This is a genomic window from Streptomyces sp. ID05-39B (genome assembly GCF_033794725.1).
Taxonomy (GTDB): Bacteria; Actinomycetota; Actinomycetes; order Streptomycetales; family Streptomycetaceae; genus Streptomyces; species Streptomyces bobili.
Genome location: NZ_JARGEF010000047.1, coordinates 1 through 15,322, shown reverse-complemented (window position 1 = coordinate 15,322; position 15,322 = coordinate 1). Strand labels below are relative to the sequence as shown.

14 protein-coding genes are annotated in these 15,322 nt (G+C 71.6%); 13 read left to right on the top strand and 1 reads right to left on the bottom strand.

Annotated elements, in window-relative coordinates:
- Positions 1 to 298 precede the first annotated feature (298 nt).
- The 13 genes from hpnC (at position 299) to P1P75_RS13340 (ending at position 14,184) form a co-directional block, all read left to right on the top strand.
- Positions 299 to 1,192: a squalene synthase HpnC gene (hpnC, locus tag P1P75_RS13395; RefSeq protein WP_319254901.1), complete on the top strand. Its 894-nt coding sequence runs from the start codon at positions 299 to 301 to the stop codon at positions 1,190 to 1,192.
- Positions 1,189 to 2,139: a presqualene diphosphate synthase HpnD gene (gene hpnD, locus P1P75_RS13390; protein ID WP_319254899.1), complete on the top strand. Its 951-nt coding sequence runs from the start codon at positions 1,189 to 1,191 to the stop codon at positions 2,137 to 2,139. Before hpnC ends, hpnD begins: the two co-directional genes overlap by 4 nt.
- On the top strand, positions 2,139 to 2,294 hold the full coding sequence (locus tag P1P75_RS42015; protein ID WP_369076335.1) for a DUF6380 family protein: 156 nt from the start codon (positions 2,139 to 2,141) through the stop codon (positions 2,292 to 2,294). Before hpnD ends, P1P75_RS42015 begins: the two co-directional genes overlap by 1 nt.
- Positions 2,291 to 3,787 carry a hydroxysqualene dehydroxylase HpnE gene (hpnE, locus tag P1P75_RS13385; RefSeq protein ID WP_319254897.1) on the top strand — a complete coding sequence of 499 codons (1,497 nt, stop codon included), beginning with the start codon at positions 2,291 to 2,293 and terminating at the stop codon, positions 3,785 to 3,787. The genes P1P75_RS42015 and hpnE overlap by 4 nt, the downstream gene beginning before the upstream one ends.
- Before the next feature lie 74 nt (positions 3,788 to 3,861).
- Positions 3,862 to 4,926: a polyprenyl synthetase family protein gene (locus P1P75_RS13380; RefSeq protein WP_319254947.1), complete on the top strand. Its 1,065-nt coding sequence runs from the start codon at positions 3,862 to 3,864 to the stop codon at positions 4,924 to 4,926.
- A gap of 119 nt (positions 4,927 to 5,045) precedes the next feature.
- Positions 5,046 to 7,058 (top strand): squalene--hopene cyclase, encoded by a 2,013-nt coding sequence (gene shc, locus P1P75_RS13375; RefSeq protein ID WP_319254895.1) that lies wholly within the window; start codon positions 5,046 to 5,048, stop codon positions 7,056 to 7,058.
- Positions 7,058 to 7,699, top strand: coding sequence for a 1-hydroxy-2-methyl-2-butenyl 4-diphosphate reductase (locus P1P75_RS13370; protein ID WP_319254893.1), 642 nt, complete (start codon positions 7,058 to 7,060; stop codon positions 7,697 to 7,699). The genes shc and P1P75_RS13370 overlap by 1 nt, the downstream gene beginning before the upstream one ends.
- Positions 7,700 to 7,704: 5 nt before the next feature.
- A complete protein-coding gene (gene hpnH, locus P1P75_RS13365) occupies positions 7,705 to 8,727 on the top strand; it encodes an adenosyl-hopene transferase HpnH (protein ID WP_086766775.1) in 1,023 nt (340 codons plus the stop codon).
- 4 nt (positions 8,728 to 8,731) lie between these two features.
- Entirely contained in the window at positions 8,732 to 9,889 is a 1,158-nt protein-coding gene (gene ispG / locus P1P75_RS13360) for a flavodoxin-dependent (E)-4-hydroxy-3-methylbut-2-enyl-diphosphate synthase (protein WP_319254891.1), read from the top strand.
- Between the two features lie 28 nt (positions 9,890 to 9,917).
- Entirely contained in the window at positions 9,918 to 11,963 is a 2,046-nt protein-coding gene (dxs, locus tag P1P75_RS13355) for a 1-deoxy-D-xylulose-5-phosphate synthase (RefSeq protein ID WP_319254889.1), read from the top strand.
- Positions 11,960 to 13,345: an aspartate aminotransferase family protein gene (locus tag P1P75_RS13350; RefSeq protein ID WP_319254887.1), complete on the top strand. Its 1,386-nt coding sequence runs from the start codon at positions 11,960 to 11,962 to the stop codon at positions 13,343 to 13,345. The genes dxs and P1P75_RS13350 overlap by 4 nt, the downstream gene beginning before the upstream one ends.
- Positions 13,346 to 13,441: 96 nt before the next feature.
- The gene (locus P1P75_RS13345) at positions 13,442 to 14,065 is read left to right on the top strand and encodes an XRE family transcriptional regulator (RefSeq protein ID WP_319254885.1); all 624 of its coding nucleotides are present in this window, start codon (positions 13,442 to 13,444) and stop codon (positions 14,063 to 14,065) included.
- The gene (locus tag P1P75_RS13340; protein WP_086766784.1) at positions 14,062 to 14,184 is read left to right on the top strand and encodes a DUF6126 family protein; all 123 of its coding nucleotides are present in this window, start codon (positions 14,062 to 14,064) and stop codon (positions 14,182 to 14,184) included. Before P1P75_RS13345 ends, P1P75_RS13340 begins: the two co-directional genes overlap by 4 nt.
- Positions 14,185 to 14,208: 24 nt before the next feature.
- On the opposite strand, the gene P1P75_RS13335 is transcribed toward P1P75_RS13340, so the two are convergent.
- Positions 14,209 to 15,006, bottom strand: a complete 798-nt coding sequence (locus tag P1P75_RS13335) for a tyrosine-protein phosphatase (RefSeq protein WP_319254882.1) — start codon at positions 15,004 to 15,006, stop codon at positions 14,209 to 14,211.
- Positions 15,007 to 15,322: the final 316 nt, after the last annotated feature.

Sequence of the window (15,322 nt, the reverse complement as noted above, 5' to 3'; positions counted from 1 at the left end):
TCAACTCCTGCCCGCCGTAGGAAGCTTGACGCCAATCGGTGTGTTGTTGTGATCTGCGGGACACCCGCGCGAACCTCGTCGCGTTGTACAACGTAAGCTGTAGCGGGTCCCGAAACGCGCCAAGTGGGGCGATAATGCGCGACACCCCCAGCCACGGCTGCCGCGCGGGCGGCTGGGCGGCGTGTCCGAAATAGTGGGTGTCGGGTTGTCGGTGTAGAACGGGAGATGTGACGGCAATGGCTACGGAAACTCCCCTGCTCAGCGCAAGCCGTGCCGTCCCTGCCCCGGGCAGTCGACGATGACGGCGACGGACACCGCGGACGCGGAGCGCGGCACCCTCGCCAAGGCCGCGGACGAGAACTTCCCCGTGGCCCCCTTCTTCCTGCCGCGGGACTGGCGCGAGGACCTGGTCGCCGTGTACGGCTTCGCCCGCCTCGTCGACGACATCGGTGACGGCGACCTGGCGCCCGGCGGCGCCGACGCCCGCCTGCTCGGCGTGCCGGCCGGTGAGGCCGAGGACCGGCTGGTCCTCCTCGACGCCTTCGAGGCCGACCTGCGGCGCGTCTTCGACGGCACGCCCCGCCACCCCCTGCTGCGCCGCCTCCAGCCCACCGTGCGCCGCCGCTCGCTCACCCCCGAGCCCTTCCTCGGCCTGATCGCCGCCAACCGCCAGGACCAGCTCGTCACCCGGTACGAGACCTACGACGACCTGCTGGCCTACTGCGAGTTGTCCGCCAACCCCGTGGGCCGGCTGGTCCTCGCCGTCACCGGCACCGCGACCCCCGAGCGCGTCCGCCGCTCCGACGCGATCTGCACCGCGCTGCAGATCGTCGAGCACCTCCAGGACGTGGCCGAGGACCTCGGCCGCGACCGCGTCTACCTTCCCGCCACGGACATGAAGCGATTCCATGTCCAGGAGGCGGATCTCGCCGCGGCCACCGCGGGCGCCTCGCTGCGCGCCCTGGTCGCCTTCGAAGCCCAGCGCGCCCGCGACCTCCTGGACGAAGGCGCCCCCCTCGTAGGGAGCGTCCACGGAAGGCTGAGGCTGCTGCTCGCCGGCTTCGTGGCCGGCGGAAGGGCGGCGCTCCACGCGATCGCCGCCGTCCAGCACGACGTTCTTCCCGGCCCGCCCAAGCCCGGCAGGCTCCGGCTGCTGCGCGAGGCGGGCGTGACCCTGCGAGGAAAGGGGTGATCCGGACCGTGGAGTCACCGCCACCCGTGTCAGCACCGGTACTCGCCGCCTACGGCTACTGCGAGACCGTCACCGGACAGCAGGCGCGCAACTTCGCCTACGGCATCCGGCTGCTGCCCACCGCGAAGCGCCGTGCGATGTCGGCGCTGTACGCGTTCTCGCGCCGCGTCGACGACATCGGCGACGGCGCGCTGGACGGCGACGTCAAGAGCGCCCGGCTGGAGGACACGCGCGCGCTGCTCACCCGGGCCCGCGCGGGCGAGGTCGAGGAGGACGACACCGACCCCGTCGCGGTCGCCCTCGCGCACGCGGCGAAGGCCTTCCCGATCCCGCTGGGCGGCCTGGACGAACTGATCGACGGCGTCCTGATGGACGTCCGCGGCGAGACCTACGAGACCTGGGACGACCTGAGGACGTACTGCCGCTGTGTGGCGGGCGCCATCGGGCGGCTCTCCCTGGGCGTGTTCGGTACGGAACCGGGGGCGCGCGGCGGCGACCGGGCACCGGAGTACGCCGACACCCTCGGCCTCGCCCTCCAGTTGACCAACATCCTCCGCGACGTCCGCGAGGACGCCGTCGGCGGGCGCACCTATCTGCCCGCCGACGACCTCGCCAAGTTCGGCTGCTCGGCCGGGTTCGACGGGCCGCGGCCGCCGGAGGGCTCCGACTTCGCGGGCCTCGTGCACTTCGAGGTGCGACGGGCCCGCGCCCTGTTCGCCGAGGGATACCGGCTGCTTCCCCTGCTCGACCGGCGCAGCGGCGCCTGCGTGGCCGCGATGGCCGGCATCTACCGCCGCCTCCTCGACCGTATCGAGCGCGACCCGGAGGCCGTCCTGCGCGGCCGGGTCTCCCTCCCCGGCCGGGAGAAGGCGTACGTCGCCGTCCGCGGCCTCTCCGGTCTGGACACCCGCCATGTGTCCCGGCTGGCCGGCAGGAGGCAGATCTGATGGACCCGCGGGGAGACGACGCGAGGGAACAGGGCGATGCCGCCGGAGAAAAACGGCACGCAACCCTCCGCCGCGGCGCGGCGTCCCTGACTGCGACGGTCCGCCGTGCAGAGTTCGACCGTCACGGTGGACGCACAGGGGAGGGTGCACGATGAGCGACGAGCCGCACTCCGACATCGCGGAGAACGCCGGGCGGCACGCCGTCGTGATCGGCGGCGGGCTCGCCGGCATCACCGCCGCGCTCACGCTCGCCGACGCGGGCGTGCGCGTCACCCTACTGGAGGGCCGGCCCCGCCTCGGCGGCCTGGCCTTCTCCTTCCGGCGCGACGGACTCACCGTCGACAACGGCCAGCACGTGTACCTGCGCTGCTGCACCGCCTACCGCTGGTTCCTCGACCGTATCGAGGGCACGGCGCTGGCACCGATCCAGAACCGTCTCGACGTGCCCGTCGTCGACCTCGCCAAGCCCGAGGGACGACGGCTCGGCAGACTGCGGCGCGACGCGCTGCCGGTCCCCCTCCATCTGGGGCGCAGCCTCGCCACGTATCCGCATCTCTCGCTCGCCGACCGCGCCAGGGTCGGCCGGGCCGCGCTCGCGCTCAAGGGACTCGACCTCGCCGACCCGGCCCTGGACGCACGAAACTTCGGCGACTGGCTGACCGCGCACGGTCAGTCGGCGCGCGCCGTCGAGGCGCTGTGGGACCTGGTCGGGGTCGCCACCCTCAACGCCGTCGCGGGCGACAGCTCCCTGGCACTCGCCGCGATGGTCTTCAAGACCGGCCTGCTGTCCGACCCGGGCGCCGCCGACATCGGCTGGGCCCATGTCCCGCTGGGCGACCTGCACGACCGGCTCGCCCGCAAGGCCCTCGACTCCGCGGGCGTGCGCACCGGGGTACGCACCCGCGTCACCTCCATCTCCCCAGAGGACAACGGCGGTTGGAGCGTCGAGGTGCCCGGCGAGACGCTCCGCGCGGACGCCGTCGTCCTCGCCGTACCGCAGCGCGAGACGTACGACCTGCTGCCGGCCGGGGCGCTCGAGCACCCCGAGCGGCTCCTGGAGATCGGGACGGCGCCGATCCTGAACGTGCACGTCGTCTACGACCGCAAGGTGCTCGACGTGCCCTTCCTCACCGCGCTCGGCACGCCCCTGCAATGGGTCTTCGACCGCACCGAGGCCTCCGGGCTGACCGAGGGGCAGTACCTGGCCGTCTCGCAGTCCGCCGCGCACGAGGACATCGACGCACCCGTCGCCGCCCTGCGCGAGCGCTACCTGCCCGAACTGGAGCGGCTGCTGCCCGCCGCCCGCGGCGCCACGGTGCGGGACTTCTTCGTGACCCGGGAGCGCACGGCCACCTTCGCTCCCACACCCGGCGTCGGACGGCTCAGGCCCGGCGCCCGCACCAAGGCATCCGGCCTGTACCTGGCCGGAGCGTGGACCGCCACAGGGTGGCCCGCGACCATGGAGAGTGCGGTCCGCAGCGGCGTGAGCGCGGCGGACGCCGCCCTCGGCGCCCTCGGCCGGCCCCGCCCCCGCCGCCTCTTCGCCGTCGAGGAGGCCGCCTACTGCATCGTCCCGGGGGACAACCCCCGGACCCCCGGCCAAGAACCGGAGGACCCCGGTGTTCCACTGCGAGGTGGGACCCGGTGACGTTCGATCAGCACGGCTCGGCACACCCCCGCACCCCCTCCGGTACCGCGACAAGAGGAGAAACTGTGCCCACTGTGCCCCCGGCCGAGAAGGCCGCCAGGAGGACCGCGGTGGACGTGACCGCACTGCTGGAGCGCGGCCGGACCCTGGCCACACCGGTGCTGCGCGCCGCCGTCGACCGCCTGGCGCCTCCCATGGACACGGTCGCCGCCTACCACTTCGGCTGGATCGACGCCGCGGGCAACCCGACCGACGGAGACGGCGGCAAGGCCGTACGCCCCGCGCTCGCGGTGCTCTCCGCGGAGGTCACCGGCGCCGCGCCCGAGGTGGGCGTGCCCGGCGCGGTCGCCGTCGAACTGGTCCACAACTTCTCGCTCCTGCACGACGACCTGATGGACGGCGACGAGCAGCGCCGCCACCGCGACACCGTCTGGAAGGTGCACGGCCCCGCCCAGGCCATCCTGGTCGGTGACGCCCTGTTCGCCCTCGCGGGCGAGGTCCTCCTCGAACTCGGCACGGTCGAGGCGGGCCGGGCCGCCCGTCGGCTGACCACCGCCTCCCGCGCCCTGATCGACGGCCAGGCCCAGGACATCTCCTACGAGCACCGCGACCGCGTCAGCGTCGAGGAGTGCCTGGAGATGGAGGGCAACAAGACCGGCGCCCTGCTGGCCTGCGCCAGTTCGATCGGCGCGGTGCTCGGCGGCGCGGACGCGCACACCGCCGACACCCTGGAGCGCTACGGCCACCACCTCGGCCTCGCCTTCCAGGCCGTCGACGATCTCCTCGGCATCTGGGGCGACCCGGAGGCCACCGGCAAGCAGACCTGGAGCGATCTGCGCCAGCGCAAGAAGTCCCTGCCGGTCGTGGCCGCGCTGGACGCCGGCGGACCCGCCTCCGAGCAGCTCGCGGAGATGCTCGCCGCCGACGCCAAGCGCAGCGACTTCGAGAACTTCTCCGAGGAGGAGTTCGCGGCCCGCGCCGCGCTCATCGAGGCAGCCGGCGGCCGCGAGTGGACCGCCGGTGAGGCACGCCGTCAGCACGCCGTCGCCATCGAAGCCCTGAACGCCGTCGACATGCCCGAGCAGGTCCGGGACCGGTTCACGGCGCTCGCCGACTTCGTCGTCGTACGAAAGAGATGATCACTATCGGTCGAATAGCCCTCGCGTAGTCGCCGGCCGGTGTCGCGGGAAGAGACGCACCGGCCGACGGCGGACCCACAGCAGACGCAACGCCATGCACACTGCACGAAGGGGAAGCCATGACAGCGACGACCGACGGAAGCACCGGGGCCCTCCCGCCCCGCGCTGCCGCGGCCAGCGAAACCCGTATCGACATCCCCGCGGCGGCCGGGGTACAAGAAGCCGCCGTGCGCGCGGTGCAGCGCGGAGCCGACTTCCTGCTCGCCCGGCAGGACGTCGAGGGCTGGTGGAAGGGCGACCTCGAGACGAACGTCAGCATGGACGCCGAGGACCTGCTGCTCCGTCAGTTCCTGGGCATCCAGGACGAGTCGACGACCCGCGCCGCCGCTCTCTTCATCCGCGGCGAGCAGCGCGCGGACGGCACCTGGGCCACCTTCCACGGCGGCCCCGGCGAACTCTCCGCCACGATCGAGGCGTACGTCGCCCTGCGGCTGGCCGGGGACGCGCCCGAGGCGCCGCACATGGCGAAGGCCTCCGCCTGGGTCCGCGACCAGGGCGGGATCGCCGCCGCCCGGGTCTTCACCCGGATCTGGCTAGCGCTGTTCGGCTGGTGGAAATGGGACGACCTGCCCGAACTCCCGCCGGAACTCCTCTACTTCCCGAAGTGGTTCCCGCTCAGCATCTACAACTTCGGCTGCTGGGCCCGGCAGACCATCGTGCCGCTCACCGTCGTCTCGGCGAAGCGTCCGGTGCGTCCGGCGCCCTTCCCGCTCGACGAACTGCACACCGACCCGGCCGATCCCAACCCGCCCAGACCGCCGGCCCCGTTGGCCAGTTGGGACGGACTGTTCCAGCGGCTGGACAAGGTGGTGCGCGGCTACCGCAGGGTCGCGGTGCGCAGACTGCGGGGGGCGGCCCTGAACTCCGCCGCCCGCTGGATCATCGAGCGGCAGGAGAACGACGGCTGCTGGGGCGGCATCCAGCCGCCGGCCGTGTACTCGGTCATCGCCCTGTACCTGCTCGGCTACGACCTCGAACACCCCGTGATGCGGGAGGGACTGAAGTCACTGGACCGGTACGCGGTGTGGCGCGAGGACGGGGCCCGGATGGTCGAGGCCTGCCAGTCACCCGTGTGGGACACCTGCCTCGCCACCATCGCGCTGGCCGACGCGGGGGTGCCGGCCGACCACCCCCAACTGGTCAAGGCGGCCGACTGGATGCTGGGCGAGCAGATCGTGCGGCCCGGCGACTGGTCCGTGCGGCGGCCCCAGCTCCCGCCCGGGGGCTGGGCCTTCGAGTTCCACAACGACAACTACCCCGACATCGACGACACCGCCGAGGTGGTCCTCGCGCTGCGCCGGGTCCGCCACCACGACCCGGACCGGGTGGAGAGCGCGATCGGACGCGGGGTGCGCTGGAACCTCGGCATGCAGTCCAGGAACGGCGCCTGGGGCGCCTTCGACGTGGACAACACCAGCCCCTTCCCCAACCGGCTGCCGTTCTGCGACTTCGGCGAGGTCATCGACCCGCCGTCCGCGGACGTCACCGCGCACGTCGTGGAGATGCTCGCGTTCGAGGGCCTCTCCCACGATCCGCGCACCCGGCGCGGCGTCAGCTGGCTGCTCGCCGAACAGGAGCCGGACGGCTCGTGGTTCGGGCGCTGGGGCGTCAACTACATCTACGGCACCGGCTCGGTGGTGCCGGCGCTCACCGCCGCCGGACTGCCCGCCCGGCACCCGGCGATCCGGCGGGCGGTCGGCTGGCTGGAGCGCGTACAGAACGAGGACGGCGGCTGGGGCGAGGACCTGCGCTCCTACCAGGACCCGGCGCGCTGGAGCGGCCGGGGCGCCTCCACCGCCTCCCAGACCGCATGGGCGCTCATGGCGCTGCTGTCGGCGGGGGAGAAGGACTCCAGGGCCGTCGAGCGGGGCATCGCCTGGCTCGCCGAGACCCAGCGCGAGGACGGTTCCTGGGACGAGCCCCAGTTCACCGGCACCGGGTTCCCCTGGGACTTCTCCATCAACTACCACCTGTACCGGCAGGTCTTCCCGCTGACCGCGCTCGGCCGGTACGTCCACGGCGAGCCGCTCGCCGCGAAGGTGCCGGATCCCGTCAAGGCCGAGGGGAGCTGATGAACGTCCAGCCCGCCCCGGCCCCGCTGCTGATCGCCTGCGCGCTCGGCATCGAGCACCTCGCGCTGCGCATGGGCGACCGCGGCGGGGCCGGCGGGCCGGTGACCGTCCTGCGCACCGGCATGGGGCCGAAGGCGGCCGAGCGCTCCGTCACCCGGGTCCTCGCCGACCCGGTGCTCGGCGGGGCGGCCGTGCTCGCCACCGGCTTCTGCGCGGGACTGGCCCCCGGCATGCACCCCGGCGACCTCGTCGTCGCCGAGGAGACCCGCGACCCGCTCGGCACCGTGCCGTGCGTGAACACCGACCTGCTCGTCAAGGAACTCGTGCGCACCCTGCCAGGGCGCACCGTCCACACCGGCCCGCTGACCGGCTCCGACCACGTGGTGCGCGGGCCGGAGCGGTCCGATCTGCTCGCCACCGGCGCGATCGCGGTCGACATGGAGTCGGCGGCCACGCTTTTGAGCGCCGTCCGCGCGGGCGTGCGCCCGGTTGCGGCCGTCCGGGTGGTCGTGGACGCTCCTGAACATGAACTCGTCCGGATCGGCACGGTGCGCGGTGGAATATCGGCATTCCGCGTCCTTCGTTCCGTCCTGCCTGCATTCTTCGAATGGCACCGCAATGTGCTGCTCCCCCGGAGGTGAGCCAGATGGCAATGCCGCTGCGCCAGTCCATCAAGGTCGCTACATACTTGGCTGAACAAAAGCTCCGCAAGCGGGAGAAGTTCCCGCTCATCGTCGAGCTGGAACCCCTCTTCGCCTGCAACCTGGCGTGCGAGGGCTGCGGCAAGATCCAGCACCCGGCCGGTGTGCTGAAGCAGCGCATGCCCGTCGCCCAGGCCGTGGGCGCCGTGCTCGAGTCCGGTGCGCCGATGGTCTCCATCGCCGGCGGCGAACCGCTGATGCACCCTCAGATCCACGAGATCGTGCGGCAGTTGGTGGCGAAGAAGAAGTACGTCTTCCTCTGCACCAACGCCATGCTGATGCGCAAGAAGATGGACAAGTTCACGCCCTCGCCCTACTTCGCGTTCGCCGTGCACATCGACGGCCTGCGCGAGAGGCACGACGAGTCCGTGGCGAAGGAGGGGGTGTTCGACGAGGCCGTGGAGGCGATGAAGGAGGCCAAGCGGCGCGGCTTCCGGGTCACCACCAACTCGACGTTCTTCAACACCGACACCCCGCAGACCATCATCGAGGTGCTCAACTTCCTCAACGACGACCTCAAGGTCGACGAGATGATGATCTCGCCCGCCTACGCCTACGAGAAGGCCCCCGACCAGGAGCACTTCCTCGGCGTGGAGCAGACCCGCGAGCTGTTCAAGAAGGCCTTCTCCGGCGGCAACCGGCGCCGTTGGCGGCTCAACCACTCGCCGCTCTTCCTGGACTTCCTGGAGGGCAAGGTCGACTTCCCGTGCACGGCCTGGGCGATCCCGAACTACTCCCTCTTCGGCTGGCAGCGGCCCTGCTACCTGATGAGCGACGGCTACGTGCCGACGTACCGGGAGCTGATCGAGGAGACCGACTGGGACAAGTACGGCCGCGGCAAGGACCCGCGCTGCGCCAACTGCATGGCGCACTGCGGCTACGAGCCCACCGCCGTCCTCGCCACCATGGGCTCGCTCAAGGAGTCGCTGCGCGCCATGCGCGAGACCGTCTCCGGAAACCGCGAGTAGGGCCATGACCGCCGTTGCCCTGGGCATCCCCGAGGTGCCGGTCCGGCCGATCGCAGCGCGGCGCGTGGCGCGGCAGATCCAGGTCGGGCCGGTGGCGGTCGGGGGCGGCGCCCCGGTGTCGGTGCAGTCGATGACGACGACCCGTACGTCGGACATCGGCGCGACGCTCCAGCAGATCGCCGAGCTGACGGCTTCCGGCTGCCAGATCGTCCGGGTCGCCTGCCCCACGCAGGACGACGCGGACGCCCTGGCGACCATCGCCCGTAAGTCGCAGATCCCGGTGATCGCGGACATCCACTTCCAGCCGAAGTACGTGTTCGCCGCGATCGAGGCGGGCTGCGCGGCGGTCCGCGTCAATCCGGGCAACATCAAGCAGTTCGACGACAAGGTCAAGGAGATCGCGAAGGCCGCGAAGGAGCACGGCACCCCGATCCGTATCGGGGTCAACGCCGGGTCGCTGGACCTCCGCCTGCTCCACAAGTACGGCAAGGCCACCCCGGAGGCGCTCGTCGAGAGCGCTCTGTGGGAGGCGTCGCTCTTCGAGGAGCACGGCTTCGGCGACATCAAGATCTCCGTCAAGCACAACGACCCGGTCGTGATGGTCGAGGCCTACCGTCAGCTCGCCGCCCGCAGCGACTACCCGCTGCATCTCGGGGTGACCGAGGCCGGTCCGGCGTTCCAGGGGACGATCAAGTCGGCCGTGGCCTTCGGCGCCCTGCTCTCGCAGGGCATCGGGGACACGATCCGGGTGTCGCTGAGCGCGCCGCCCGTGGAGGAGGTCAAGGTCGGCATCCAGATCCTGGAGTCGCTGAACCTCAGGCAGCGAGGGCTGGAGATCGTCTCCTGCCCGTCCTGCGGCCGGGCCCAGGTCGACGTCTACAAGCTGGCCGACGAGGTGACGGCAGGCCTTGAGGGCATGGAGGTCCCGCTCCGCGTCGCGGTCATGGGATGTGTGGTCAACGGCCCCGGCGAGGCACGGGAGGCGGACCTGGGGGTCGCCTCCGGCAACGGCAAGGGGCAGATCTTCGTGAAGGGCGAGGTCGTCAAGACCGTCCCCGAGTCGAAGATCGTGGAGACCCTCATCGAGGAGGCGATGAAGCTCGCCGAGCGGATGGAACAGGACGGCGTCGCGTCGGGGGAGCCGGCCGTCACCGTGAGTTGAACAGCAGGGACCGAGAGGGGGCCCGAGCGTGACGATCCTGGAGAGCATTCGGCAACCGCGCGACCTGAAGGCGCTGTCCGAGGCGGAACTCGGCGAACTGTCCGGCGAGATCCGGGAGTTCCTGGTGCATGCCGTCGCCGCGACCGGCGGACACCTGGGGCCCAATCTGGGGGTGGTGGAACTGACCGTCGCCCTGCACCGGGTCTTCGAGTCGCCGGTCGACCGCATCCTGTGGGACACCGGTCATCAGAGTTATGTGCACAAGCTTCTGACGGGGCGTCAGGACTTTTCCAAGCTGCGGAGCAAGGGCGGCCTGTCCGGCTACCCCTCACGCGCGGAGTCCGAGCACGACGTCATCGAGAACAGTCACGCCTCCACCGTCCTGGGCTGGGCCGACGGCCTCGCCAAGGCCCACCAGGTGCGGGGCGAGACGGGCCACGTCGTCGCGGTCATCGGCGACGGCGCGCTCACCGGCGGCATGGCCTGGGAGGCGCTCAACAACATCGCGGCCGCCAAGGACCGGCCGCTGATCATCGTCGTCAACGACAACGAACGCTCCTACGCCCCGACCATCGGCGGCCTCGCCAACCACCTGGCCACCCTGCGCACCACCGACGGTTACGAGAAGGTGCTGGCCTGGGGGAAGGACGTACTGCTGCGCACGCCCGTCGTCGGCCACACCGTCTACGAGTCGCTGCACGGCGCGAAGAAGGGCTTCAAGGACGCCTTCGCCCCCCAGGGCATGTTCGAGGACCTCGGCCTGAAGTACGTCGGTCCCATCGACGGCCACGACGTCGGGGCCGTCGAGTCGGCGCTGCGGCGGGCCAAGCGCTTCCACGGGCCGGTGCTGGTGCACTGCCTCACCGAGAAGGGCCGCGGCTACGAGCCCGCTCTCGCGCACGAGGAGGACCACTTCCACACCGTCGGGGTGATGGACCCGCTGACCTGCGCGCCGCTCGCCCCGGCCGGCGCCCCCTCCTGGACGTCCGTGTTCGGCGACGAGATCGTGCGGATCGGCGAGGAGCGCGACGACGTCGTGGCGATCACCGCGGCCATGCTGCACCCGGTCGGTCTCGCCGGGTTCGCCGACCGCTTCCCCGGCCGGGTGTGGGACGTCGGAATCGCCGAACAGCACGCGGCCGTCTCCGCGGCCGGGCTGGCCACCGGGGGCCTGCATCCCGTCGTCGCCGTCTACGCCACCTTCCTCAACCGGGCCTTCGACCAACTGCTGATGGACGTGGCCCTGCACCGCTGCGGGGTCACGTTCGTCCTCGACCGCGCCGGGGTGACCGGGGTCGACGGCGCCTCCCACAACGGCATGTGGGACATGTCCGTCCTCCAGGTCGTTCCCGGCCTCAGGATCGCCGCCCCGCGCGACGCCGACCAGCTGCGCGCACAACTGAGGGAAGCGGTTGCCGTGGACGACGCGCCCACCCTGCTCCGCTTCCCGAAGGAGTCGGTCGGGCCGCGGATCCCGGCTGTCGGCCATGTCGGCGGCATGGACGTACTGCACCGCGGCGCGGCGCCAAAGGTCCTCCTGGTCGCCGTCGGCGTCATGGCACCGGTCTGTCTGAAGGCCGCCGAACTGCTGGAGGCCCGGAGCATCGACTGCACGGTGGTGGACCCCCGCTGGGTGAAGCCCGTCGACCCGGCCCTGCCCGGCCTCGCCGCCGCACACCGGCTGGTGGCCGTCGTCGAGGACAACAGCCGCGCCGCGGGCGTGGGTTCGGCCGTCGCCCTGGCCCTGGGGGACGCCGAGGTCGACGTGCCCGTACGGCGGTTCGGCATCCCGGAGCAGTTCCTCGCCCACGCCAAGCGGGCCGAGGTGCTCGCCGACATCGGCCTCACGCCCGTCGAGATCGCCGGACGGATCAGCGCGAGCCTCGCCGCCCGCGACGCGGGCGGCACCGCCACGGAAACAGGCGGCGGACGTGTTCCGGAAACAGCGGGCGGACGTGTTCCGGAAACAGGCGGCGGGCGGGTGACCGAAACAGCCGGCGGACGCGTCACGGAGAGCACCCGCGGTCCCGCCACGGAGACAACCGGCGGTCCGGGCAAGGAGACAGCGCAATGAGCATGGAGTTCGACCTCGGCGCGCTGCTGGCCGAGCGCGGAGCCGAACGGTACGAGCTGCACGGCAGGTACCTCAACCACCAACTGCCACGCATGCTGCACACCATCGGCTTCGACAAGGTCTACGAGCGGGGCGAGGGCGCCTACTTCTGGGACGCCGACGGCAACGACTACCTGGACATGCTCGCCGGGTTCGGGGTGATGGGCCTGGGCCGCCACCACCCCGTCGTGCGCAAGGCGCTGCACGACGTCCTCGACGCCTCCCTCGCCGACCTCACCCGCTTCGACTGCCAGCCGCTGCCCGGACTGCTGGCCGAGAAACTCCTCGCCCACAGTCCGCACCTGGACCGGGTGTTCTTCGGCAACAGTGGCACGGAGGCCGTCGAGACAGCCCTGAAGTTCGCCCGCTACGCCACCGGGAAACCCAGGATCCTGTACTGCGACCACGCCTTCCACGGTCTCACCACGGGCTCCCTGTCGGTCAACGGCGAGGGCGGCTTCCGGGACGGCTTCGCGCCGCTGCTCCCCGACACCGCCGTACCCCTCGGCGATCTCGACGCACTGGCGCGGGAGTTGAAGAAGGGCGATGTGGCCGCCCTGATCGTCGAGCCGATCCAGGGCAAGGGTGTGCTGGAGGCCCCGCCCGGCTATCTGCGCGCCGCCCAGGAGCTGCTGCACCGGCACAGGGCGCTGCTCATCGCCGACGAGGTGCAGACCGGTCTCGGCAGGACCGGCGACTTCTACGCCTACCAGCACGAGGACGGCGTCGAACCGGACCTGGTGTGCGTCGCCAAGGCGCTCTCCGGAGGCTATGTGCCGGTCGGCGCCACCCTCGGCAAGGACTGGATCTTCAAGAAGGTCTACTCGTCCATGGACCGGGTGCTGGTCCACTCGGCGAGCTTCGGGTCCAACGCGCAGGCCATGGCGGCCGGGCTCGCCGTGCTGTCCGTCATGGAGAACGAGCAGATCGTCGCGGGCGCTCGCCTGACCGGGGACCTGCTGAAGTCCCGCCTCACGGCGCTGATCGACAAGTACGAGCTGCTCGCCGACGTCCGCGGCCGGGGCCTGATGATCGGCATCGAGTTCGGAAAGCCCCGGTCCCTGAAACTGCGCAGCCGCTGGACCATGCTCCAGGCGGCCCGCAAGGGCCTGTTCGCGCAGATGGTCGTCGTCCCGCTGCTCCAGCGGCACCGCATCCTCACACAGGTCTCAGGAGACCACCTGGAGGTGATCAAGCTGATCCCGCCGCTGGTGGTGGGCGAGGCGGAGGTGGACCGGTTCGTGGACGCCTTCACCGAGGTGATGGACGACGCGCACAACGGGGGCGGGCTGGTCTGGGACTTCGGCAGGACGCTGATCAAGCAGGCGGTGGCCAACCGGTAGGTCTACCCGGCCCCGGCCCGCACGCCCGGATTCGATCTCCTTTGCCTCTGAGGCAACAAACTTGCCGCAGAGGCAAAACCCGGGCTGAATGGACACATGAGCCACCCCGACTCCGAGTCCGGGCCCGAACCGGTGGACGACCTGGGGGTCGTCGCTCCCCGGCTCCGCGCCCTGCGCCGGCGCGCCTCCCTCACCCTGGAGGCCGCGGCCCGCGCCGCCGGGCTGTCACCGGCCCACCTCTCCCGGCTGGAGACCGGGCAGCGCCAGCCCTCGCTTCCGATGCTGCTCGCGCTCGCCCGCGTCTACGGTACGACGGTCTCCGAACTGCTCGGCGAGACGGTCGCCGGCCGGGACGCCGTGGTGCGCGCCGCCGGCATGGAACCGACCCACGCGGGCGGCTGGACCTACCGGCAGGCCGGCGCCTCCGGGCGGGGCATGCAGGCCCTGCGGGTGCAGGTGCCGTACGGCTCGCAGGGCGACATCGTGCGCGTGCATCCCGGCGAGGAGTGGCTGCACGTCCTGCGGGGGCGGCTGCGGCTGCGCCTCGGGGACACCACGCACGTGCTCGGGGCGGGGGACAGCGCGCACTTCGACTCGCTGACCCCGCACCGTCTCGCCGCCGAGGACCCCGACGGGGTCGACCTGCTGTTCGTCCACACCCTGTTGCAGAGCCCGACGGCCACGCTGTGCCTCGGCCCCACCCCTGGAGAGACGCCATGACCGACTTCGAGGAGAAGTTCCCCCGCAGCCTGTGGATCCGGCTGATCATCTACATCGCCGTGGGGCATCTCTTCGCCGGGTTCCTGTGGCTGCTGTTCGAGGTCGGCGCCAAGCAGTAGCGGGCGGTCCCGGAGCGCGGGTGGTCAGTCGAGCAGGCGCTCGCGGAGCCGCTCACGCGTCTCGGGGGTCAGGCCGAGGCCCTGCTCCAGGTAGGTGTCGACACCGCCCCAGGTCTCCTCGACGGTCTCGAACGCGGCCGTCAGGTATTCGGCGCGGGCGTCGAAGAGGGGGCCGAGCAGCTCCATGACCTCGGGGGAGTAGGCCTCGGCGGAGGTGCCGCTGCGGCGCACCTTGTAGCGGCGGTGCTTGGCGTTGGACTCCAGATAGTCGGCCACGATCGCGTCGCGCTCCACGCCCAGGGCGAGCAGGGTCACGGCGATGGACAGGCCGGCGCGGTCCTTGCCCGCCGCGCAGTGCATCAGCGCGGGGACGCTGTCCTCGGCGAGCGAGTGCAGTACGCGGGAGTGCTCGCCGGTGCGCTCCTTCATGATCGAGCGGTAGGAGGCGATCATCCGGCCGGCCGCCTTGCCGTCGCCGAGGATCTCGCGCAGCTGGTCGATGTCGCCCTCGCGGACCATCTTCCAGAACTCGGCGCCGTCCGCCGGGTCGGAGAGCGGCAGGTTCACATTGCGGACGCCCGGCAGCTCGACGTCCGGGCCCTCCAGCTTCTGGTCCGCCGCGTTGCGGAAATCGAAGACCGTGTGCAGGCCCAGCGAGGAGAGGAACGCGGCGTCCTCGTCGGTGGCGTGCGCGAGGTGGCCGCTGCGGAACAGCACGCCGTGGCGGACGCGCCGGCCGTCGACGGTGGGCAGGCCGCCCACGTCCCGGAAGTTGCGCACCCCTGCCAGCTCGGGCTCGGTCGACGGGATCTGCTGCGTCACGGGGGCTCCTCCCGGTCGTCGGTCCCGGCCGGCGCGGCTCTGGAATGGCCGACGGAACACCTCATTGACCATACGACATGAATGCCCCGGCCAAACGGGTTGCCGCAGGGGCGCACGGCGGTCGTTCGGCGGTCGTTGGGCGGTCGTGCGGAGCCCGGAGCGGACGCCGGGGTTCGGTTCCAGTGCGGACCAAAGTGGACGGAACTCCCCAATTGGCCCGTACGGCATCAGCTGGTACTCAAACCGGCATTGCGGGGGGTTGGGGAGGGGGTTCGGGAGGGCCGCGGGCCGCGTGCCGGGCCGCGCGGTAATGGTG

Excerpts from the sequence above, each read along its gene's own strand:
- P1P75_RS42015 (WP_369076335.1), top strand. The coding sequence starts at position 2,139 with ATGGACCCGCGGGGAGACGACGCGAGGGAACAGGGCGATGCCGCCGGA.
- P1P75_RS13340 (WP_086766784.1), top strand. The coding sequence starts at position 14,062 with ATGACCGACTTCGAGGAGAAGTTCCCCCGCAGCCTGTGGATCCGGCTG.
- ispG (WP_319254891.1), top strand. The coding sequence starts at position 8,732 with ATGACCGCCGTTGCCCTGGGCATCCCCGAGGTGCCGGTCCGGCCGATC.
- hpnC (WP_319254901.1), top strand. The coding sequence starts at position 299 with ATGACGGCGACGGACACCGCGGACGCGGAGCGCGGCACCCTCGCCAAG.
- hpnH (WP_086766775.1), top strand. The coding sequence starts at position 7,705 with ATGGCAATGCCGCTGCGCCAGTCCATCAAGGTCGCTACATACTTGGCT.
- P1P75_RS13370 (WP_319254893.1), top strand. The coding sequence starts at position 7,058 with ATGAACGTCCAGCCCGCCCCGGCCCCGCTGCTGATCGCCTGCGCGCTC.
- P1P75_RS13350 (WP_319254887.1), top strand. The coding sequence starts at position 11,960 with ATGAGCATGGAGTTCGACCTCGGCGCGCTGCTGGCCGAGCGCGGAGCC.
- shc (WP_319254895.1), top strand. The coding sequence starts at position 5,046 with ATGACAGCGACGACCGACGGAAGCACCGGGGCCCTCCCGCCCCGCGCT.
- P1P75_RS13345 (WP_319254885.1), top strand. The coding sequence starts at position 13,442 with ATGAGCCACCCCGACTCCGAGTCCGGGCCCGAACCGGTGGACGACCTG.
- hpnE (WP_319254897.1), top strand. The coding sequence starts at position 2,291 with ATGAGCGACGAGCCGCACTCCGACATCGCGGAGAACGCCGGGCGGCAC.